Origin of the sequence: Streptomyces sp. NPDC051776, from assembly GCF_040681345.1 — a bacterium.
Taxonomy (GTDB): Bacteria; Actinomycetota; Actinomycetes; order Streptomycetales; family Streptomycetaceae; genus Streptomyces.
Genome location: NZ_JBFAYQ010000051.1, coordinates 16,091 through 36,529, shown reverse-complemented (window position 1 = coordinate 36,529; position 20,439 = coordinate 16,091). Strand labels below are relative to the sequence as shown.

Genomic DNA, 20,439 nt, shown 5'->3' with positions numbered 1-20,439 from the left:
ATCTTCGTTTGTCCACACACCAACCGATGATCACGCGATGGCCGTACCCGTTCCCAGCCGGGTTCGCCACAAGATCGCGAAGTCAGACTGGAGTATTAGAACCCGGGTCCCGGGTCACCGCCGTTTTGTTGGCATTCGTTGGCGGCGTCGAGCCAGTCACCTGCTGGTTCGATGGCCTTCTCTCGCTCGACGCCGGTGTCCACCTTTCCGTCGGCGGCGCGGGCGTCGTCGGCGATCTCGCGTGCCCTTTGGCACGGATCCGATGATGGGCCGGACAGTTCGGCGACGGCGCCGACGACGCTGAACAAGAGAGCGATGATTGCGGCCCCGGCCATCATCAGGCCTGCGCTCCGGTCCTGGATGAGGCGGGGTAAGTGGCGCTGCCATCGGTAGTACGGGATGCCGTCTTGGCTGTTCACGGCGCTCCCCAGGGGGCGGCAGATGATTGAGGTATGGATCCGATAGGCATCCTGCCGGATCCACGCGCTGATAGTCCGCTTGCCCCGCGTGGGATTGGTAGTGCTAACGACCTTGGGCGCAATTGAGATCTGGACAGGCTGGCCTGGGGGTTCGGTTGGTGGGAGATTCAGCAGGCCGTGTCGCGGACGGGCACGAGGTCGGTGCAGGTCTGCTTTCGGGTGGGTCGCTTCGCGGAGCGGTCGGAGACGAGGGAGGCGATCGCGGCGTGGGTGTCGCCGTAGCTTTCGCGGCGTCCGATGTACCGCTGGAGCGGGCGCCACTGCCTGAACTCGGCGTTGGTGTTGCTCGACGCAGATACTCGCCGAGGACTGGCGGCGCTTGGCCTCCCGCCAGCCGTAGTACTCGGTGACCGGCGTGTCCTTGAGGTTCTGCGGCCGCCGAAGCGGGGCGGAGATCTGGTCGGGGAACTCGTTCGCCAGGCCCCGGTAGCCGTCGTCGACCTTGGCCTTCACCGTGGGGTGACGGCGGAGCTGCTCGGCGATGCCCTCGCTGCGTACACAGGTCTGGTCGTGCATCCGGCCCGGGACGGACCACGCCGGAGAACAGTACGCGGCCCTGCCGGTCGCTGAACGTGGTGGTCTTGACGGTGTTCTGCTTCCTCTTCCCCGAGACGAATGCCCGCCGACCCGGTCGGTGGGCCCGAGGACGGCGGACCTGGGTCTCCGTCCCGTCGATCCGCAGATCGATGTCCTCGGCTTCGGCGTAGGCGAAGACGTCCTCGATCGCCTTCAGGCGAATCCCGGGACGGCCGGGGACGGCGAAGCCATGGGCCGCGAGCAGCGGCCGGATTTCCCGGACCGCGGCGGAGACGGTCGAGCGGTCCACCCGGTACAGCTCCGCCAACGCGGCGTGCGGCAGCTGATGCCGCAGGCAGATCAGGGTGATCAGCAGCCGGTCGGTGAACACGAGTCTGGCCTTGCGGCCCGCACCGGCCGCCCGTCGGCGCCTGCCACCGCGGCGTTCGGCCCGGTCGGACTCCCTCGCCGCCTCCCACCGCGGCGCCAGCTCGAAGACGAGTTCGGCGAAGGGTTGGCGGGATATCCCGGTGAAGGCGGGATGGGACAGGGTGACACGATTCAGGGCAGACGTCACATCTCCCGATCGTGCCGCCCGCCACTGACAGCCCGTCAGCCCCGCCCGATTCGACTTGGGCAGCCCGTCAGCTGTGGGCCGTCAGCACCAGTGCCAGCCCGATCACGGCCGGAACGGTCTGCACGAAGACGATCTTCCGGCTGACCGTGGCGGCACCGTACAAGCCGGCCACGGCGACGCATGCCAGAAAGAACACCTTCGCCTGGAAACCTACTGGACTGGATGCCACCGCACCCCAGATCAAACCAGCGGCGAGGAAGCCGTTGTACAGCCCTTGATTGGCCGCGAGCGCCTTCGTCGCGGAGGCGAACTCGGCGCTGGTCCCGAAGGCGGCCCGGGCCCTCGGGCCGGTCCAGAGGAACATCTCCAGGACCAGGATGTAGACGTGCTCAGCGGCGATGAGCAGCACCACGGCCGTTGCGATAATCGACATGGACAACAGGATCCCACACCGCTTTCGCCCCACACCCTCTCAATTGCCCCCAAGGTCGTAAGAGGCGCGGGCTCTTCCTCGAGTAGGTGCCTCGGAAAGCCGGGGTCGCTTTGCTGGTTGGCGGTGTTCTCGATCCACAGGTGTTCACTCGACGCCGGCCCGCCCACCGGTTCTGTACTTAAGGAGCGGGCAGGGCCACGGCTGCACTGGCACGCAGCTCGACCACCGGGACGGCAGCATCTCTTGCTCCCGTGGTCTCGACTGTCCCGGCGTCGCTCTACCGCACCCTCGCTGGACCGACTGCCACAATCACGGCCCTTGTGCCCACTGTGACGGACCACCGGTCACCTGGGTCTGCGACCGCTCATCCCAGCCGTGGGAGCACTGAGCGTCGACCGGCTCCCGAGGGGCCGAATCGAAGACACGGGTCCTGGACGAAGAGGGGCTGCAGCCGGGCATTCCGGCTGCAGCCCCGTTGTGCATCGCGCACGGTACGGACACCGGTCGTTTGCGCTCTGTGTGGCGTGTGGCAGTGGCCTAAGCGAGGTAATCGCCCAGTCACGAGGGCGTTTGCAATCATGAGAAGTTCCTTGTCAGAGAAACTTTCTGGCCCGATTCGTGCTCGATCCAGAGGACGTCCAGCAGTGGAACGCCCCACGTGGCCCATCGGCGCAGCTGTCGGCCGTGGAGCAGGTGGATGTCCTGCTTGGCTGCCAGCTCTTCGGCGGGACCGGTGAACGAGGGGTTGGTCACGGCAATGACAATGTCCGCATGGTGCACGGGCCTCGCCGTCCCGTTGAGGGTTTGGATCACGGGGGAGGAGCCCAAGGGACGGCCACCGGGGCGGCGGTGCTTGCACTGGAAAACGATCTTGCGTCCGTCCGGCGTGGTGGCAATGACGTCTGCCCCCAGGTCGCGAGCCCCTCCATTCCGCCGCGCCACAGCGTGCCCATCCCTCTGGACGAGGGTGGCGATCGCTTGCTCGAACTCCAGGGGCGTCATGCTGTCGAACTGCTCCATGGCGATGCTGGCCGGAGTCGCCTCGAACGCCTGGAATTCAACGTCTTTCAGGGCCAGTTCATGCACGGCATCGCAATGCCTCATCAGGACGTCGGCCAGACGCTTCCAGAAAGCGTCCACGTCCCGGATATGAGGGCCGATCGCGGCGAGTCCGGACTCGCCCGGACCAGCCTCCGGCCGGTAACAACCTTGAGGTCCCCGGTGGTGGCTGCACGGAGGAGTGCCAGACCTTCCCGACCTCGTTCCGGATCTTCTCGGCCTCCATGGTGAGGGCACTGAGATCGCGTAGCAGAACGAAATTGGCGCGGCTGTATTCGAAGCACGAAGGGGAGTCGTCGTCGTGCACCAGCTTGCCAGCGAGTGCCTGCTCCTCGCGCAGTCCGGCGAGCAGCTGGTCAAAGTCCCGGTAGAGCGCCAACGCCACGTGGCCTTCCAGGAAGTGCAGCAGCGTAGAGAGCAGGCCGTCGTCCGTGGCGGCGCGGATGTGCGCCTGAAGGGCAGCGTTCAGCCCCGGGTCCCGGTACATCGGCAAGGTGACGTCCGTCTTCCAGTTCAGATGCATCACGTAGCGTCCCCGTCGTGTCCCCCGACGCAGGCCGCCGGTTCCTCCCACTCGGCCCACCGCCGCAGGTCGCGGCGATCCCACAGGCACATGTCGTGGTCCTCGGCATAGCGGCGGGCCGGAGCGGAGAAGCCGCCATTGGTCACCAGGACCAGGTCGTCACACGGAAAGCGCTCGACGGCCACGCGCACGGTGTGCAGATCCGGCGTTCCGACATCCTCAGCCGGATCCGGCCTCCACCCGTGCGGTCCACGCACACGATGAGCACTGAAAACGATCCTGTGCCCTCGAGCGCAGGTGACCGACACCAGGCCCTCCATGCCATCACGCTCCAGACGAGTCGTCTCGAACCCGTCGCGCCGCAGCAGCGCCTGGACGAGATTGACGAACGCCGGCGCATCCATCGCGTCGATGTCGCCCACAGACACAGAGGTGCTGCTGTCGCCGCTCCGCTGCCGATAGTGCTCGTGCCATGCGAGCTCGTGCAGCTCCATGCGGTCCTGAGCGAGCAGCTTCGCCAAGCGCGCCTTTGCCGCCATCAGTTGCTCCTGCAGCGGTACAAGCCCCTCGAGGAGAGGCGCTCCACACGCATCCGAGACCGGCAACTCCCAAAGGTCTCCCAAGCCGCAACTCAACTGGTAGAGCACTTGATCGCATTCCCGTCGGGCTTGTCCGGCCTCGACGAGTTCACCTCGCAGCTTGCCCGCAAGCGCCGAACTCGCTGTATGGCATGCCCTGGTGATCTGGTCACGTACGTCTACCGCCCACGCGCGTGAGCGGCGCGTAGCGGCCTGCCGGTGATCCGCATCCTCGACCTCCTGAGTCAGGAGATCGACATGCTCCTTCTATCCCTGGCCGATCTCTCGTAGGCGATCCTGCACTCGCTCGCCCACAAAAACGTGCGCAGCATGTCATCGCGGCTGGCCTTCCCGACCAGAGAGCCCACCTTCTGCCGTAGACCCCGGTCAACGAAGCGGGTCGGTGTAACTCCCCCGCAGCTCTATCTATGATCACCGCGCGAGGGTACCTACACCCTCTGACGTCGTACTTTCCTGCCTCCATGCCCCTATGCCCTGCCGTCAACGTCTCCCGCCGGTGAGATCCTTTGATCGCGCGGTCTCGACTCGGCCCGGCACTCAATGGGGTGGACGAATGCATCAGGGGGTTCCTCACCTCTGGGGCAGGCTCGTAACGTTTCCCGCCGTATGCTGCACCCGATGTGATCGGCATGTGCGGGGCAGGAGTTGGGAGAGGCGACACGTGCACGGCGAAGCCGACTGGAGCGAACGAGGCAAGTGCCGTGTGGGGGACCCGGACGAGCTGTTCGTGGAAGGCGCTTACAGAACCGGGCCAAGGCCATGTGCGTGGGCTGTCCCGTGCGCACCGAGTGCCTCGCCTACGCCCTCGACCATCGCATCGAGTTCGGTGTCTGGGGCGGCATGAGCGAACGCGAACGCCGTGCACTTCTACGCCGTCGCCCGACTGTGACGTCCTGGTGGCGGCTGTTGGATACGGCTCGGGCAGAACATGCGAGGACCCGCCGCGGCGCGGACGAGCCCGGCCCGGCCGTCGAAGCCAGCTGATCTCCAAGCAACCGGGAGGGCAGGCGCTTAGCCGTGGTCACCACCGGGTCTACGCGCCGTTGCAGGAGTGAGCCCGGAACGCTGTCCGGTCACCGGCCATCGGGGGCCAGTCTTCGGGTCGCGGGCCCACATGTACTGCTGCTCGGGTTCGACCGTCATGCCGTAGTCGTAGAGATCGGGCGGGGCCCTGGGCGGTCCACTGGTCCCAGGCTTCTTCGAGTTCGTCGACCAGGCGGCGGGGCCGCCTTGGTAGGCCAGGGTGTGGCCGTCGCCGGTGGCGGACAGGGTGCCCTTGGGGCGCAGGGTGAGGCTCATCCCTGTGGAGAATTGACCTCGGCCGGTTTCCGGTCCCGGAGGGTTGTCAGGAGCAGCAGGGCGCCGAGGAGGGCCAGGCCCGCGGTGCCGCGGAGCACGGTCTCGATGGCCGGGCCGTCGGCGGCTGCCGCGGCGGCTGAGCCGCTGACCGCTTCCAGCGCCGAGGCGGCCACGGCGACCGCGACGGCCGTCAGCAGGACGAGCGAGGTCAGGACGAGGCCGGAGGCGGCGCCGCTGCGGCCCTCGGGAACGTAGGACTGCGTGGCCACGTTGGTCAGCGCCCAGCCCAGGCCCAGGCCCACGCCCAGGACGAGGAAGATCACCGCGTACCAGCCAAGTGGAGTGACCCAGGTGAGGACGAGCAGTGCCACGCCGCTGGTAAGCATGCCCTCGGCCATCAGCATCTCGGCCCGCCAGCGCTGGGCGAGCCGGCCTGCCCAGTAACTGGCCGCCGCAGAGCCCGCGGAGAGCGCGAGGAAGAGAACCCCCGACAGCGAAGGGGACAGTCCGCGGGCCTGCTGCAGATACAGCGCGGACAACACGGCGACCAGGGCGTAGACCACGTTCGACAGGGACCCGGAGATCGTGACGATGTCGAACCGCGGATTGCGGAAGAGCGACAGCTCGATCAGGGGAGCCCGGGCCCGCCGCTCCACGGCCACGAACAGCGCCAGCAGCGCCACCCCCGCGACCAGCAGCCCAAGGACCCCTTCGGACGCCCAGCCCCAGTCCTCTCCGCGGTCGGCGGCGAGCGTGATGCACACCAGTCCGGCGGCGACGGTGAGCACTCCAGGGATGTCCAGGGCGCGGGCCGCTTTGGTGTCCCGGGTTTCGGGGACGAAGCGCAGCAGTAGCGCGATGGCGGTCAGGCAGAGCGGCACGTTGATCAGGAACACCGCGCGCCAGCTCACATGTTCGGCGAAGGCACCACCGACGAAGGGGCCTAGTGCGGTACCGACGGCGCTGAAGGCGAGGACGGTGCTGACGGCGCGGCCCTGGCGTCTGTCGCGGAAGTGAGCGGAGGCGATGGCCACGGCCACGGGGAAAATCAGCGCGGCAGTGGCCCCTTGGACCACGCGCCCGGCAATGAGCCAGGGAGTGTTCTGCGCGATCCCGCACACCACCGATAGGGCGGCGAAGCACGCGAGGCCGATGACGATGGCACGGCGTCTGCCGTGCAGGTCAGCGAAGCGGCCCCCGGCGATCATCAGCGCACCCAGGGCGAGCATGTATCCGCTGACCAGCCATTGAAGATCGGTGGAGGAGGTGTGGAAGTCGCGAGCGATGACAGGGAGCGTCAGATTGAGCGCGAACCAGTCCATCTGCACGACGAGCATCGAGATCGCGGCCGCGGCGATGACTGCGCGGTCCTGCCGGGAGAAGCCGCTGGGAGCGGGCTGGCCAGGCCCGGCCTGCGATGCCATGCGCACACCGCCTTCCTCGCTTCGTTCCAGCGTGGCACGGACGGTGCCCCCCGACGATTCCGGGCGGTACCCCGGGCCCCGCATGGGCATCACTCGATCGGCTGCGAGGGACCCCGGGATCAGCGCCGGGTCCAAGGGTCGCGGGTGCGCGTGAGGGAAGAGCAAGCCGTGTGCTCCAGCTGTGCCGAGGAGGCGACCTTCAGCCGGGCAGGAAACAGGCCACGTTGGGCACCCATGCCGGACCGCCGTGGACCCCCCTTCATGCCTCAGAGCCCTGACGGGGGCGTCCAGGAGGGACCATGCCCCTCGGCCGCGACAGGAACCGCAGCGGGGCACGGTGCGTACCTGCCCCACATCAGCAGCGGCGCCGGGCTCTGCGGGGCGCCGAACGCCCCGGCCGGACCGAGAGGGAAGGGCTCAGGGGTGCGAAAGTTCCGGCAGCCGGAGCGTACTTGCGGAGCTGTGACTATTGTGGATCGGCGATGTCCGCTGGGGGCTGGGGATGGTTCGGCAATTCCCGCTGACGGGCCAAGGGCAGCGCGGGGTAAGGCGAAAGCACGGCTCGTCTGCCGAGCGGCCTGCCCGGGGCTGTCGCCTGGAACCTGTCGCACCAGAGCGGACAGCTACCCGCCCTGCTGCGGCGCTTCGCAACCTCGGTCCTCTACTGCAGGGGAGGGGGCATCGTTCGCCCTGCGGGAACTCTACGCTCGTACACCGCTGCTGATGGCCGGCATCCTTTGCCGATCCCAACTGCGGGAGTGTTCGAACGCGGATGTTCAGTGATCCGCGTACCGCTGCAGTACGTCGCTGGTGCGCTGGAGTTCCTCCACCAGCCGGGTGGCATCGATGAGTAGGACTCCGAACGGCTTGGTCGGGTCCTCGAGCGGCAAGTTGTCCTGCTCGGCCTGTTCGGCCACCCTCCTGTGGCGCTGCTGGACTTCATTCGCCAGCCCGCGCAGCTCCTTCGCCTGTTCGCGAAGGACGCCCTCCTGCAACGTGCCCAGGATGGCGCTGATGCGTGCGACCGACGCGAGGAATTGGCCGTAGCTTTCCATGAAGGGCGCGTGGCGATGGTCCTCGGCGCCACGCTGGCACTGGTCGGGGCTGCGCGTAGGGGAGGCCGCTCGGGGGAGGCATTCTTCCAGCGCATCCAGGGCCGCGCTGTATCCCTCGAAGCCGGTACGCCTGGGGTGTCGGTGCAGCAGTCGACGGTGGTCGCGGACGCTACCGGTGACGATCGTCGATACGGGTGCAAGATCGGCAGCCGTACGCAGTGTCGCGTTCATGATTCCCATTAGATTGACAGGTTGATACATCGATCATACATGAAGATCGAAGGGGAGTTGGTTGCCTGGTAATCGAATCATCGACCTCGCCCTCCTGGGAGTGCCCTGATCGTGCGCTCCTGCGGGTGAAGACTTCTGAATCGGCGGACGTTGGGTACCAGGCCTTCCTGCGCCGGCGATCGCGCGCCGCGCGAGCCCGGGGCGGCCGCCCTCTCCGATTGCGCGGTTCGTCAGGCCCTCCAGGTCCATCCCCGCGCCAGCGGTCCCACTTGTGACCGGTGTTGATGGGAGATGCCCCTCCCTGCGTGCATGGGCCACGGGACGTCCCGAGGACACGCTCGACCAAGATCCTCCCGCGGTGAACGGCCAGTCGGGCACTACGGTGGGACACGAAGGCCTCCGTGCGGTGCAACCACTCCACCTGCAACCCTGAACGTCTGGGCCTGCCCGTCACCTCGCCCAGCGAGCCAGGCGACGCCGACGAACCGCCTGTCCGGACCCGCGCGGTCGCCGTGCGGCGCAGACCAGCCGCGGGGCGCCGTCGCACGGATGTCGCCCGAATGATTGCAGCCCAGATCCTCACGCCCGGCACACGGATCGTGCTCACCTACCGCTCCACCGATCACTGGGCCACCATCGACGAAGACGGCGGCATCATCCTCGCCGCGACCGGCGGCACCCCCTACGGCCGGGTCGACGAAGCCGGCGCCGTCGCCCGCGGCACCAAGACCCAGGGCGTGAACGAATGGCACATCGAAGACGCAACAGGAGTCCGCATCAGCCTGCGAACCCTGCGCGATCGCGCAGTGGCCTCCGGCGCCCTCCAACCCCCGCGCGTCCGCTTCGTCGGCTTTCCCTGCTTCCGTGCAGGAGACTGCGGCATAAAGGGGTCAGGCGGCATGGGATTGGCATCAACGGACCGTCTCAGGGGTTGGCAGGTTCGGGCTGGCTTTCGCTCTGGGCGGCGGGTGCTGGCTGCGTCGCGTCGGGCGCTGTGTAGAAGACGGAGGAACCCTGTTTGGTGCGCTGGGCCTGGCTCTTGGCCACGAGCCCTTCGAGCGTGGTGCGCACGACGGTGGTCTTGATGGTGCGCTCGGGGCGTTGCTGTCCCAGGGCGGTGGTGATCTCGGCGGCGGAGCGGGGTTCGCTCTGGCCCGCCAGGTGTTCGCGCACGAGGTCGACGAGCGTGGGCGATGTTGACGGTGCGGCCGCCGCATTCGCGGCCTTCTTGCCGGTCCGCTTCCCGGACGCGGGCGCCTTCTTGGCCGTGCCCGATGCGCCTGCGGCCTTCTTACGGGCGGCCGGCACCGTCGCGATGGGTTCAGACGCAGCGGTCGTCGCGGGGATGCCGAGGGCCTGCTGGATGTTCACCAGGACGGTGTGGTCGTGCCGCAGGGCGGCCAACTGCGCCTGCAGCGCTTCGATTTCACCGCCGAGGCGGTCTTGCTCCTTGAGGTTGCGTTCAAGGTCGCCGGCCACCTGCGCGCTGTACTGCGAGGTCAGTTCGGTGGTTTCGGACATGGCGCTCACACCCTTTCTGAGCGCCGCGGTTAGCGAGTGCGCGGCGTCTGCGAAATCCAACGTGTGCTTTTCCGCTTTGCTGTGTGAGCAGTAGCAGTTACTGCCGCACAGTTCTGCGGAGTGATACTACGCACGGCACCTGCATCGTTCTCGCTTGTCTGCTGAAACTCAGCCCTCAGTGCGCAGCGGTCTTGGCGGAGCCGACGGGGTGCTGGTGATGTGATGCTGGCTGCCAGTACACTTCGTCGGTGTCTCGCTGATGGTGCCAGGCCGACAGGGTACTTGGCCACCAGTCGGTCGAGCAGTTCTTTGGTCTGCTGGGGGGAGTGTCCGCACAGGCGGGCAAGGATGTCCAAGTCGGCCCTGTGGCGGTCATGGGCGGGGGTGTGAGCAGCCAGCACGAGCGCGGTCAGTCGCACGGAGGGTGGCGCGGCGGCCGGTGCAGCCATTGGTGCGGGGTGCAAGGCCCAGTGGGCGGCGTGGCAGCGTGTGCTGCGGCCGGGAGCGCGGTCCAAGAGTGTGGCACCACGCAGATGTACCTCTACCGGCGCCGATTTGAGGTCGGCAGATGCGGTCAGTGGGCCTGGGCCAGCTCCTGCCACAGTTCTGTGTGCCCCCACAGCCGCATGCCTCGCAGGAGGCCGTGCGGTACTCGCAGGCGCCCGCTGGTGTCGGTGGGCAGGGGGCATTGCAGGGCAAGCAGCCGGGCGCCGGGGGAGGTACCCAAGCCGTCCCAGTGAAGGTCACCAGCAAGACCCAGCAGCAGTACGGCCGCCACGCCGCTGTCACCCTTACGAAGTCGTCCGGGACATCAGCGCCGAACGGGGAGATCGACCCACAGCCGACACACTGATGGCCGTCCACGACACCCCACCGAAGCGCCTGCCGGACCAGCCCGATGCCCAAAGGGCGGTGATCGAGCAGGCCGTCCGGCATGCGCTGGGCGCGCAGCGGTAGTGCTGGACCCTGGCGAGGCGCCGGTGCCGTCCGCTCCCCGGATGGCGGGCCACTGGCCCCGGACGGTGAGCGGCCAGCAGTGCCGTCCCTTCTCGTCAACAATCCCGGGTGGGCTGATCACCGACTGCCTTCGGAACCCGTGCACAAGTGCTGCTGGCTCTGTGCACGTCGTAGAGCAGCGATTCTCCATCAGTTTGGGAGGCAATGCCCATGCCGGATGTTCACGAGCAGGGGAGGCGGCTCTACGGCAACCGGCGGGACGCCGTTTGCCGCCCGTCCGGAGGGCGGGGCAAAAGCGGTGGCTACGGGCGAAGGTGACAGGCCGCCAGGGCTCCGTTGCCGACCGCGGGTGGGTGCCTCCCAGAGCCGTGAACATTTGCTGTCGGAACTCGGGTTCTGGCTCAACTTCCGTTTGCGCCGTGAGGCGCTGTTGGTTCGAGTGGAGGTGGAAGACCTGCACCAACCCGCTGTCGCAGCAGTCGGGTTGAAGCTGAAAGCAGCCTGATCCGGGTGATGCCGGGGAGGGCGAGAGCGGTCCTGACAAAGCCGGGACGTGTCCAGTACTGCCAGATGGGGCGGGTCCGGCAAGCGTGATGGAGAGGAGTACGCGAGGAACCGGCGTCTTACGTCTCTTAAAGTGCCTCCGGCTCGAACCTGGCGAATCAGGGCCGGTAGCGGTGCGTTTGCGGGTCATCCTTTCGGGTGGTCTGACAACTCCTGGGTCGGTCTACGAAAGCTGGCCGGGAGGCCATGGGGAAAGCCTGCGGTGTACTCGTGGCGATGCCGCAGGGACACAGTCGGGCTCCTCCTTCATCGAGCGGACCACAGTGAACACGGGAACCGTCCCGAACCTCCCCCCGCTACCTGCGGCCAGCAGCCGGTCGGCTGAGCGCATCGACCGCTGATCGGTCCGGGACGGGGCGGAGCCGCCGTAGTCCTCCGAGGCCGGGAGAGCCGGCCACATGGGAAAGGGCGGCAGCGGTATCGAGAAGGGAAGGATGCTGCAATGCAGGAAGACGCCCCGCCGAATGGCGGAGCTCCGGGCCCTCGGGCCCGGGTACTGGAGATGCAGGCCAAGCTGGGACCGGGAGCAATCCCGGCACCGCGCTCCGGGCCTACTCAGCGATGCGTCACTATGAGTAGTCGCTGCGGTTGCCCGACCGTAAATCCCAGGCGGTCGTGGTGATGGTTCTCATACGGTGCCGAGATGTTGACTGTACGAGCTATGACGGAAGCCGATGTTCCGGCTGTATCGGCGATACGAGTGACTGGCTGGAAGGCCGCGTATGTCGGGATGGTTCCTCAGTCCTTCCTCGATGGCATGACGGTTGAGGCAGATATTCAGCAGCGCCGACAGCACTTCAAGAGGTCGAAGGGGGGCGTAACCAACCTGGTAGCGGTAGACACCCATGGGCGAGTCGCGGGTTGGGCTTGCCTCGGGCCCTTTCGGGGCACCGGAACAAGCCCGAATACGGGTGAGCTTTGCGCTCTGTACGTTCAGCCCTCACTCACTGGGGCTGGAATCGGCCGCACGCTACTCGAAACCGTGCAGGCTCTCGCTCATGCCTATGGCTTCGACCTGGTGCTGTTGTGGGTCCTTACCGACAACACCAGGGCACATCGCTTCTACGAGCGGGCTGGCTATGTCGCTGACGGTGCTGTCCAGGCAGAAGACTACGACGGAGTATCCGTACCCGAAGTCCGTTACCAGCGCGCCCTGTAGGAGCGTGAAATCGACTGGGCGGCCGCCAGAAGGTCAGGCGAGCAGAACCGTTTCCGCAGGAGATCGAAGCCCGCACGCCCGAACATCTGGCGCTTGAGCATCTTGATGGTCTTCCGGCTTGGCAGCGTCTGCGAGGCTTTTGACGGTGCGGTGGGTCATGTGGAGTTGGCGGCCGATGGAGCGGCGGCTGTGGCCGGCTTCAAGCATCGCCTGGACGGTGGCGTGCCTGGTCCGGATGCGATTGGCGAACCGATCGCTCTTCCAGGGTGAGGTCGGCGAGTCCGCGGTAGGCGCGGGTTCGTTGGTCTCTTTCTCGGCTGGTTCGGGGACTAAGACGCGCAGGCAATGGCGGTGGCGGGCGACGGCCCGCTCGGCGGGTCGCCGAGGTTGTGCCACGGCACACAAGTGGGTCCGCCGCTGGCGGGCGGAAGGAGAAGTGGGGGCTGGCCGACCGGTCCAGCCGCCCTCGCACCACCCCGCACCGCACCCTCGCAGCCGTCGAAGCCCGCGTGTGCGAACTACGCACCCAACGCAAGCTGGGCCCGGCCCGCCTCGGGCCGATGCTCGGCCTGCCTGCCTCGACCGTGCACCGGATCCTGACCCGGCACGGACTGAACCGTCTGGCCCACCTGGACCGGCCCACCGGCCGGGTCATCCGCCGCTACGAACGCTCCCGGCCCGGCGAACTGGTCCACATCGATGTCAAGAAACTCGGGCGGATCCCCGACGGCGGCGGCTGGCGCGTCCATGGCCGGGCCACTTGTCCCGACCGGCGCCGCACCACCGGCTACGACTACATCCACTCCGCCGTCGACGACCACACCCGCCTCGCCTACAGCGAAGTCCACACCGACGAGAAAGCCGCCATCTGCACAGCCTTCCTGCGATGGGCCGCCGCCCACTTCACCACCCTGGGCATCGACCGCATCGAACGGGTCCTGACCGACAACGCCTGGTCCTACCGCAAAAGCACCCAGTGGAAGCAGGCCCTGGCCGACATCGGTGCCACCGCAAACGCCCCCGCCCCTACCGGCCCCAGACCAACGGCAAAGTCGAACGCTTCGACCGCACCCTGCTGGATGAATGGGCCTACATCCGGCCCTACACCAGCAACGAGTAGTGAACCGCCGCACTGGACAGTCTCCTGCACAGTTGCAACCATCACCGCTGCCACACCGCACTCGGCGGCCAGGCACCGATCAGCCGCGTGAACAACGCTCCAGGTCAATACAACTAGCCGCGGTCCTGAGAGTGCTGAAAGGAATGGCGGATGCGGATGAGGTGGCCCCGATCACTGCCAGCCGCAGCTTTGTTCATGGGTTCGGTCAGGCTTCTGGCGACGGAGCATCGAAAATGTTCTGGGATTCGTTGAGCGACAGTGTTCGCTCGCGCCGGAAATGACCCGAATCGTGTGGACGGTAGTCCGGAACCCCCCATTCCGTGCGCCGCGCCTTGTCGGTACCTTGTGCCGGTGCGCGGACTGGGAAGCTGGCTAAGGCGGGCCGGGAATGGCCTGCTTTGCGCCTGTTCGTCCCTTCTGCTGAGCATGCTGGGACACACGGCGGCGGGTGGACGACTCCCGGGGACGGGTGTGCTGTTGGCTGTCTTCGGCGGCCTCGTGGTTCTCGGGACCGTTCTCTTCGGAGCCCGACAGCGCAGGTTCGACGTCACAGTGCTGGTGCTCGGCGGAGTTCAGTTTGTGCTGCATGTGGTCTTCCACTTGCTGTCGGGGAACTCACCACACGCAACAACCGCCGGGCTCAGCAACGAGCCCCAGGCGTTGCCGCACAGTCACCACGGCATGCCGATGCAGGGCGTGGACCCGCCCACAGCATCCGGAGGCGAGGCTCTCGCGTCCGCCGGCCACGCAATGAACACCACGATGACCGCCGGGCATGCGCTGGCGGCTTTCGGGACCGCGCTGTGCCTGGTCTTCGGGGAGCGTCTGCTGTGCCGCCTTTGGGCCCTGCTGCGGTCCGATCTCCACTGCCTTGCCCGCGTGGTCCTGCAGCTTCCCCCGGACCATCGCCCCTGGGTACCGGCGACGCGTTCGCGACCCTTCGTCGAGTCAGTGCTCACCCGCTGCCGTCCCCGGCGCGGCCCACCCCTCGTGCTCCCGGCCTGACCGCCTCCGTCCTCGGCGGTCATGGCACCAGTGCCATCTTCAGGCGGATTGCCCCGCCTTCCGTTCACCGCCGGACGCGCCGCTCCGCGACGCTCAGCACTTGGGGATCCCAGATATGACTTCAGCCATCGCAAGACAGCCACAGGGCGACGATCCGCCGTCCGCAGGGCCCGAGCCGTCCGCCCCCGGGCGTTCCTGGAACGGCGTACGTGCCCTCATCGTCCGGCTGCACTTCTACGCCGGGGTGTTCGTCGCCCCGTTCCTCTTCGTCGCCGCCGTGACCGGGCTGCTCTACACCTTCACGCCGCAGCTCGACCAGCTCGTCTACGGCGACAAGATATCCGTGGAGCAAGTGGGCGAGACTCCACGGCCGCTGGCCGAGCAGATCGAGGCGGCTCGTGCGGAGCACCCCGAGGGCACGCTCGCCTCGGTGATCACCCCGTCCGCGCCGGACGACGCGACCCGCGTGGTGCTGTCGCTGCCCGAGCTGGGCGAGAAGCAGCGGACCGTGTTCGTCGACCCCTACACTGCGGATGTGCAGGGAGAGCTGACCACCTGGTTCGGTTCGACGCCGCTCACCACGTGGCTGGACGACCTGTACCGCAATCTCCACCTCGGGGAGACCGGCCGTCTGTACTCGGAGACCGCAGCGAGCTGGCTGTGGGTGGTCGTCGCCGGCGGACTCGTCCTATGGCTGAGCCGCAGCCGGGGCCAGCGGGCCAAATCCGCGCGCGGCGCACTCCTTCCCGACCGTTCCGCGAGCGGGGTACGGCGTACCCGCAGCTGGCACGCGGCGACCGGAGTGTGGCTTGCCCTCGGTCTGTTCTTCCTCAGCGCCACAGGACTGACCTGGTCCCACTACGCGGGTGACCGGTTCGGGCAGCTCCTCAATGCGGCCAAGGGCAACGCTCCGGAGCTGGACACCCGCCTGCCGGGCGCCACTCCGCCCGCGGAGGACGAGCACGCAGGTCACGAGGGCCACGAGGGTGCCGAGTCCGACGGCAAGGAGGCCGACATCGACCCGGCCTCCTTCGACGCCGCCCTCAAGGCGGCCCGCGATAACGAGCTGGACGGGACCGTCGAGATCATGCCGCCCGCCGACTCCGCCAGCGCTTGGACCGTGGCGCAGAACGACAACGTCTGGCCGGTGCACTACGACCAGGTGGCAGTCGACGTCGACAACGACAAGGTCACCGCTCACTCCCGATGGACGGACTACCCCCTCCTCGCCAAGCTCAGCAAGCTCGGCGTGCAGGGACACATGGGCGTCCTCTTCGGGATCGTCAACCAGATCGTGCTCGCCGCCGTCGCGATCGGGCTGATGCTGGTGATCTTCTGGGGCTACCGCATGTGGTGGCAACGGCGCCCGACCCGTGCGAACCGCACGGCACCATTCGGCAAGGCGCCCGCACGCGGCGCCTGGCGCCGCGTGCCGCTGCCCGTACTGATCGTGGGCGTCCCGGCCGTGGTCATCCTCGGGTGGGCCCTGCCGGTGCTCGGAGTGACGCTCCTCGGCTTCGTCGTTGCAGACCTCGTGGTGGGCTTGGTCCGGAGAAGCAGGGCCGCATGACGCACGCATGATGTGCGAGGGAGGTCACACCTGGGTGCGCCTGGGTGCGACCTCCCTCGCGCAGAAGCCATCACGTCTTTGGCGCCGCGTCAGTAGACGGCCTGGGCTGAGTCTCCGACCATCACGAGTCGGTTATGTGGGGTGAGACCGGCGGATTGGCCTGCCCCATAAAGCACCTACCTGGCGGCGTGCGGGCGTCCACTGTGAGGCGCCGGAGTCCCAGGCTTCATCGAGCGAAACGACGTGGTCGATGTCGAGTCCCTTGGGATCGGTGACCTGCTGCTGGTCGTAGTACGAGAATCAGCTGCCCGACAGCATCCGGCAACCCGGGCCGGTCTCGACGGGCGTAGGGGACTCGGCGATCAGCACCTCGGCCCGTGTGGCGCATCCGTCCTTGTCCTTCCTACGTCTGCAACCCCTTCAGCATCAGCGACCCCCTCGGCCTGGCAGCATGCACCGAGTCGGCGGCTGGTACAGCCGACTGCAGTCGGCACGCCCCGGCAACGAGATCAACCACATCCCCGCCAAGAAGGCCTACAAGCACCTGGACCTCAGCCCCTCCAGCGGCCCCTCGATCCGGATGGAGTACGCCGACCACCGCGCAGTCACCAGCACCGGATCCGGCCGCCCAGCAAAGCAGTGGCACCAGGCGCAGAAAGACCTGATCGACCAAGGTAAGTTCGACGAAGCCATGAAGATGGACATCGACGATATCCGCGCACGCTTCGGGACCAAGTACGACCAGCACATCGCGGACATGGTGGCCAGCATGCCGGACAACAAGAGTCTCCAACGGCTGCTCAACGACAATGGCTGGACCATCAATTACGACCTGCTCAAATGAGGATGCAACCATGGACATCGTGATCGATCCACCCCGCGGCGTCGCACCCGTACTCATCGGAATGCCATTCGAGCAAGCCCTGGAAGCAGGGAAAACCTGGGGCGAACCCAATGTCAGCGGCCCCTACGCACACGACCCGACCGTGAAGATCGTCTTCGCCGACGAAGAGAACGAGTTCGAGATCGTCGTTCACCTTGAAGACGGGAAGACAGTAACTGCCGTCGAGTTGTGGCGATTCCGACGGGAGGACGCCGATGTGCGCGTTCTCGACGGTGACTTGGACATTTTTCGTACACCTGCCAGGGAGGTCCTGGACCACCTGGCTTCGCAGGGGTGCGACCTGGACCTTTCCGACCTTGAAGAGCCTGTGGCTCTCGGTCTTACGCTTGCGTTTACCCGCGACACCGGACGTGAGGTTCCGCGGGATCCCCAGGATGGGCACACGCTGTACTTCGAATCGGTCCTGGTTGGTGACGCTACTTACTACACCTGACAACCTCGCTTCTCCTGCATGCGGGGCTACCGAGCTGACGGCTGGAGAGCACCTCGGCCATCTCTGTGACGCCCGGTCGCCAACACCACCGCATCCGTTGTCGCCATGAGGTCTGCGAGGCCAGCGCCCTGTCCAGCTCGAGCCTCCGGCTTCACCGTACGGAGGTTCGGAGGCGAGATCACGGCGTGTAGGGGGGGCGAGGCCCGGCGTTGGCGTATCTCGCTGATGGGGCGTAGAGCGTGTGCACTATGTTGGGGCCGCATCGATCAAGAAGAACTCAAGAGGGGGATCCGTGGCGTCCGTACGCCTGCCTGCCGTAGCCGTTCTCGCTGCCGTCGCACTGCTGACGGGGTGCAGCGGCGGCAGTGACGAGAGCAAGGATTCGGGGAAGATCGCCGGAGCCGAGGAGTCGGAGAAGAAGCCGTCGCCTACGGCGTCGTCCGGACCGGGCTCCGACGACCGCCCCAAGATCAAGGTCCCCGGCGATCTGTCCTACGCCTTTGATTGGCAGAAGACCGGCGACAAGGACAAGGACGCCGTACTCGCTGACACCGAGCAGATGATCAAAGCCGTGGACATGGCCATCGCTCGCCAGGACCCCACCCATGCGGCGTACCGCTTCTACACCGAGGGCCCCGCGGCAGCCGGAAGCGAGCAGTTCATCCAGTCGTTCGTCGACAACAAGATCCGCATCACCGGCACCAAGCGGTTCTACAACGCCAAGGCTCAGGTCAAGAAGGACAAAACCGCGTCTCTCGTGTACTGCGAGGACCAGCGTAAGGCGTACAACAAGAGCCTCAAGACGGGGAAGACCAGCGTGACGAAACCGTCCAAGAACGACTTCGTCATCTACGCAAGCCGACTCCGCGCGAACGATCAAGGCGTCTGGGTCAACGAAGAGTTGACGTCCCAGAGGGGTAGCGCCGAATGCCAGGCCTGAATCTTAACGCCCTCTGGGCATAGGCACGGCGGCATCCGTGACAGTCGTTCTCCTGACTGCAGGCCCGGCTTGGGCTGGCTACGGCGACGGGGGAGCCACGAACGGGGGAACACACACCTCCGGCAATGCCGGTAAGAACGGCACGTACTCCGCGACCGCGGGCGGGATCGTCTACGACCGTTCAAAGAACGGATCCGGGGGTGGTGCCGGTGCCCCTGTACCGGTCGGGGGCTGGTCGCCACCGGCCTGCTGGTATGCGCCCAGGTACACGCCGAAGGAGTTCAAGAGGTACAAGGAGAAGATCTGGGAGGTGGACTCGACCAGCCCTCAGTGGGACTTTGAGGAGCGCAAGCGATACGTCAACGGCAGGCCGTACAAGAACTTCAACCTGGCCAAGTCCGGCAAGGGCTACTGGTGGGATGACTACTCCGCGTCCAACTACCCTCCAGGGTGGGACCAGTGCGACAAGCCGCCGTTCTGGGTCGACAAGGGTGACCCGCCTCCGGCCGATACACCGGAAGCCGTCACACCCGAGACCCTCGCTCAGCTCGCCTATGCCGAGATCCGCGTGCCCGACACCAGGCTTCAGCTCAACCCCGAGGGCGAATCGAAGGTCAACCTGCCCACCTGGGCCTGGCTGAACAAGGCCGAGTTCAATCCCGTCTCGGTGACAGCGTCCGTCCCTGCCCTGAACATCCAGGCGACGACAACAGCCGAACCTGTCTCCTCCGTATCGAACCGGGGACCGACGATGCGCAGACCTACCCTGCCTCCGGCGAGTGCCGCATCGAGGACGGGCGCATCGGTCAGCCCTACACCAAGGGCCATGCGAAAGCCGATCCACCGTGTGGCGTGAAATACCTGCGTTCCAGCGGCGATGCCACCTACCCGCTCAAGGCACCATCACCTGGAAGGTCCACTGGACTGGCACCGGCACCAATGGCGGACAACTCCCCGATGGCCACTTCGGCACTGTCCAGGACGTCACGGTGGGCGAAATCCAGGCGATCAACCGCTGACGCATCATCACCCAGCGGCCGCTCATGGCCGAGGGGGGAGGGAACCGGTCGCGGCCACGAGCCTCGGCCGGCTTCCTCCAGCCCGGCCTCCTCCTGCGGCACGTAATACGGAGCCGGCTCCGGAAACCATCACCTTCATCAGCGTTTGGCTCCGCCACCGGTTCTGGCTTTGCCTTTCAACCTCAAGGGTCTTTGACTTCTCAGCCGGATCAAGCACTCCAGCTTCGGCAACGCAGGCAGTAGCGCCAGCACAAAGGCGACCTGTGGAACGCTTACCTGAGGGCTGGCACGATGATCTCCCATGAATGATCAAGTCACTCCGGCAGACCAGGCTCTGGAGCTGATCAAGGACCGTTTCCCGCACGCTCTGGGGGCCATACTCGGCGGCTCGGCTGCTGAGGGGCGTGCTACGGCAAGCAGCGATCTTGACGTTGCCATCCTCCTCCCGGACTGGGAGACCAGCCGTCGCGAGGTGATACGTCACGGCGGCCGCCTGGCCGAGCTCTTCCTGCACACTCTCGCGGACGTGATGGACCACTTCGAGAGAGACAGAGTCCTTCGCCGGGGCACCGTCCTCTTCATCTACGACCAAGGCATGCCCCTGACCGACCCTCATGGCCATCTGTTGCGTACGCGGGAACGGGCGCGAGCAGTGCTGGCGGCCGGTCCTCCGGCGCTCACTCCAGCGGAGTGGGAACGAGGACGCTACGTCCTGACCTGCTTCATGGACGATCTGACAGATACCTCGCCGGCCGACCGGTATGAACAGCTCTCCCTCGCCGATTTCACCCTGCGCGAGGCGGCACATCTCCTCATTGCCCACCACGGTGGCTGGACGGGCATCGGTAAGTGGCTGCCCCGCAGACTGCTGGGTGCGGACCCGGTACGAGGCAAGGCCCTGCTCGAGGGCCATCAGGCCGTGGCCGAGCACGCGGATCCCACCCTGTTGGCGATGGCTGCTGAGCAAGTGCTCGACGTTCTTGGCGGACCGCTGCGGGAGGGATACGCCCAACGCTGGCGCGCTTGAGCCGGCCTCCTGACGTCGCTGGTCG

19 protein-coding genes and 3 pseudogenes are annotated in these 20,439 nt (G+C 66.7%); 11 read left to right on the top strand and 11 right to left on the bottom strand.

Annotated features, from left to right (window positions below; all coding sequences use genetic code 11):
• Window positions 1–95 precede the first annotated feature (95 nt).
• The 6 genes from AB0M26_RS27625 to AB0M26_RS27600 form a co-directional block, all read right to left on the bottom strand.
• Entirely contained in the window at window positions 96–419 is a 324-nt protein-coding gene (locus tag AB0M26_RS27625) for a hypothetical protein (RefSeq protein ID WP_365265073.1), read from the bottom strand.
• A 103-nt stretch (window positions 420–522) separates the two neighbouring features.
• Window positions 523–1,386, bottom strand: coding sequence for a transposase family protein (locus tag AB0M26_RS27620; protein ID WP_365265077.1), 864 nt, complete (start codon window positions 1,384–1,386; stop codon window positions 523–525).
• Between the two features lie 253 nt (window positions 1,387–1,639).
• Window positions 1,640–2,005 carry a DUF1304 domain-containing protein gene (locus AB0M26_RS27615; protein ID WP_365265071.1) on the bottom strand — a complete coding sequence of 122 codons (366 nt, stop codon included), beginning with the start codon at window positions 2,003–2,005 and terminating at the stop codon, window positions 1,640–1,642.
• 576 nt (window positions 2,006–2,581) lie between these two features.
• Window positions 2,582–3,145 carry a restriction endonuclease gene (locus tag AB0M26_RS27610; protein ID WP_365265069.1) on the bottom strand — a complete coding sequence of 188 codons (564 nt, stop codon included), beginning with the start codon at window positions 3,143–3,145 and terminating at the stop codon, window positions 2,582–2,584.
• A complete protein-coding gene (locus AB0M26_RS27605; protein WP_365265067.1) occupies window positions 3,084–3,590 on the bottom strand; it encodes a hypothetical protein in 507 nt (168 codons plus the stop codon). The genes AB0M26_RS27610 and AB0M26_RS27605 overlap by 62 nt, the downstream gene beginning before the upstream one ends.
• Window positions 3,587–4,126, bottom strand: a complete 540-nt coding sequence (locus AB0M26_RS27600) for a restriction endonuclease (protein WP_365265065.1) — start codon at window positions 4,124–4,126, stop codon at window positions 3,587–3,589. Before AB0M26_RS27600 ends, AB0M26_RS27605 begins: the two co-directional genes overlap by 4 nt.
• 721 nt (window positions 4,127–4,847) lie before the next feature.
• Between AB0M26_RS27600 and AB0M26_RS27595 the strand changes: the two are divergent.
• A pseudogene (locus AB0M26_RS27595) lies at window positions 4,848–5,170 on the top strand (WhiB family transcriptional regulator).
• A gap of 27 nt (window positions 5,171–5,197) precedes the next feature.
• Here the strand turns inward: AB0M26_RS27595 and AB0M26_RS27590 are convergent.
• The 5 genes from AB0M26_RS27590 to AB0M26_RS27570 form a co-directional block, all read right to left on the bottom strand.
• Window positions 5,198–5,485 (bottom strand): hypothetical protein, encoded by a 288-nt coding sequence (locus tag AB0M26_RS27590; protein ID WP_365265063.1) that lies wholly within the window; start codon window positions 5,483–5,485, stop codon window positions 5,198–5,200.
• Window positions 5,482–6,909, bottom strand: a complete 1,428-nt coding sequence (locus AB0M26_RS27585) for an MFS transporter (protein ID WP_365265061.1) — start codon at window positions 6,907–6,909, stop codon at window positions 5,482–5,484. The genes AB0M26_RS27590 and AB0M26_RS27585 overlap by 4 nt, the downstream gene beginning before the upstream one ends.
• Window positions 6,910–7,685: 776 nt before the next feature.
• Window positions 7,686–8,195 carry a hypothetical protein gene (locus tag AB0M26_RS27580; protein ID WP_365265059.1) on the bottom strand — a complete coding sequence of 170 codons (510 nt, stop codon included), beginning with the start codon at window positions 8,193–8,195 and terminating at the stop codon, window positions 7,686–7,688.
• 924 nt (window positions 8,196–9,119) lie between these two features.
• Window positions 9,120–9,716, bottom strand: coding sequence for a hypothetical protein (locus AB0M26_RS27575; RefSeq protein WP_365265057.1), 597 nt, complete (start codon window positions 9,714–9,716; stop codon window positions 9,120–9,122).
• A 574-nt stretch (window positions 9,717–10,290) separates the two neighbouring features.
• Window positions 10,291–10,494 carry a hypothetical protein gene (locus AB0M26_RS27570; protein ID WP_365265055.1) on the bottom strand — a complete coding sequence of 68 codons (204 nt, stop codon included), beginning with the start codon at window positions 10,492–10,494 and terminating at the stop codon, window positions 10,291–10,293.
• A gap of 1,404 nt (window positions 10,495–11,898) precedes the next feature.
• Between AB0M26_RS27570 and AB0M26_RS27565 the strand changes: the two genes are divergently transcribed.
• From AB0M26_RS27565 to AB0M26_RS27520, 10 genes and pseudogenes are all read left to right on the top strand, one after another.
• Window positions 11,899–12,396 carry a GNAT family N-acetyltransferase gene (locus tag AB0M26_RS27565; RefSeq protein WP_365265053.1) on the top strand — a complete coding sequence of 166 codons (498 nt, stop codon included), beginning with the start codon at window positions 11,899–11,901 and terminating at the stop codon, window positions 12,394–12,396.
• 93 nt (window positions 12,397–12,489) lie between these two features.
• Complete coding sequence (locus tag AB0M26_RS27560; protein ID WP_365265051.1) at window positions 12,490–12,666, top strand: hypothetical protein; 177 nt, start codon at window positions 12,490–12,492, stop codon at window positions 12,664–12,666.
• A gap of 124 nt (window positions 12,667–12,790) precedes the next feature.
• Window positions 12,791–13,633, top strand: a pseudogene (locus tag AB0M26_RS27555) (IS481 family transposase); the annotation flags it as partial.
• Window positions 13,634–13,942: 309 nt separating this feature from the next.
• Entirely contained in the window at window positions 13,943–14,521 is a 579-nt protein-coding gene (locus AB0M26_RS27550; RefSeq protein ID WP_365265049.1) for a hypothetical protein, read from the top strand.
• 115 nt (window positions 14,522–14,636) lie between these two features.
• A complete protein-coding gene (locus tag AB0M26_RS27545; RefSeq protein WP_365265047.1) occupies window positions 14,637–16,091 on the top strand; it encodes a PepSY domain-containing protein in 1,455 nt (484 codons plus the stop codon).
• A gap of 451 nt (window positions 16,092–16,542) precedes the next feature.
• Complete coding sequence (locus tag AB0M26_RS27540; protein WP_365265045.1) at window positions 16,543–16,935, top strand: hypothetical protein; 393 nt, start codon at window positions 16,543–16,545, stop codon at window positions 16,933–16,935.
• Between the two features lie 10 nt (window positions 16,936–16,945).
• Window positions 16,946–17,428: a hypothetical protein gene (locus tag AB0M26_RS27535; protein ID WP_365265043.1), complete on the top strand. Its 483-nt coding sequence runs from the start codon at window positions 16,946–16,948 to the stop codon at window positions 17,426–17,428.
• A gap of 292 nt (window positions 17,429–17,720) precedes the next feature.
• A complete protein-coding gene (locus AB0M26_RS27530) occupies window positions 17,721–18,368 on the top strand; it encodes a hypothetical protein (RefSeq protein ID WP_365265041.1) in 648 nt (215 codons plus the stop codon).
• Between the two features lie 13 nt (window positions 18,369–18,381).
• Window positions 18,382–19,387, top strand: a pseudogene (locus AB0M26_RS27525) (hypothetical protein).
• Between the two features lie 301 nt (window positions 19,388–19,688).
• Window positions 19,689–20,414 (top strand): nucleotidyltransferase domain-containing protein, encoded by a 726-nt coding sequence (locus AB0M26_RS27520; protein WP_365265039.1) that lies wholly within the window; start codon window positions 19,689–19,691, stop codon window positions 20,412–20,414.
• Window positions 20,415–20,439 lie beyond the last annotated feature (25 nt).

Bases quoted from the DNA above. Each gene is read 5' to 3' on its own strand.
- AB0M26_RS27590 (WP_365265063.1), bottom strand. From the start codon at position 5,485: ATGAGCCTCACCCTGCGCCCCAAGGGCACCCTGTCCGCCACCGGCGAC.
- AB0M26_RS27615 (WP_365265071.1), bottom strand. From the start codon at position 2,005: ATGTCGATTATCGCAACGGCCGTGGTGCTGCTCATCGCCGCTGAGCAC.
- AB0M26_RS27585 (WP_365265061.1), bottom strand. From the start codon at position 6,909: ATGGCATCGCAGGCCGGGCCTGGCCAGCCCGCTCCCAGCGGCTTCTCC.
- AB0M26_RS27565 (WP_365265053.1), top strand. From the start codon at position 11,899: ATGACGGAAGCCGATGTTCCGGCTGTATCGGCGATACGAGTGACTGGC.
- AB0M26_RS27520 (WP_365265039.1), top strand. From the start codon at position 19,689: ATGAATGATCAAGTCACTCCGGCAGACCAGGCTCTGGAGCTGATCAAG.
- AB0M26_RS27575 (WP_365265057.1), bottom strand. From the start codon at position 9,716: ATGTCCGAAACCACCGAACTGACCTCGCAGTACAGCGCGCAGGTGGCC.
- AB0M26_RS27540 (WP_365265045.1), top strand. From the start codon at position 16,543: ATGCACCGAGTCGGCGGCTGGTACAGCCGACTGCAGTCGGCACGCCCC.
- AB0M26_RS27580 (WP_365265059.1), bottom strand. From the start codon at position 8,195: ATGAACGCGACACTGCGTACGGCTGCCGATCTTGCACCCGTATCGACG.
- AB0M26_RS27600 (WP_365265065.1), bottom strand. From the start codon at position 4,126: ATGGCGGCAAAGGCGCGCTTGGCGAAGCTGCTCGCTCAGGACCGCATG.
- AB0M26_RS27545 (WP_365265047.1), top strand. From the start codon at position 14,637: ATGACTTCAGCCATCGCAAGACAGCCACAGGGCGACGATCCGCCGTCC.
- AB0M26_RS27535 (WP_365265043.1), top strand. From the start codon at position 16,946: ATGGACATCGTGATCGATCCACCCCGCGGCGTCGCACCCGTACTCATC.
- AB0M26_RS27550 (WP_365265049.1), top strand. From the start codon at position 13,943: ATGCTGGGACACACGGCGGCGGGTGGACGACTCCCGGGGACGGGTGTG.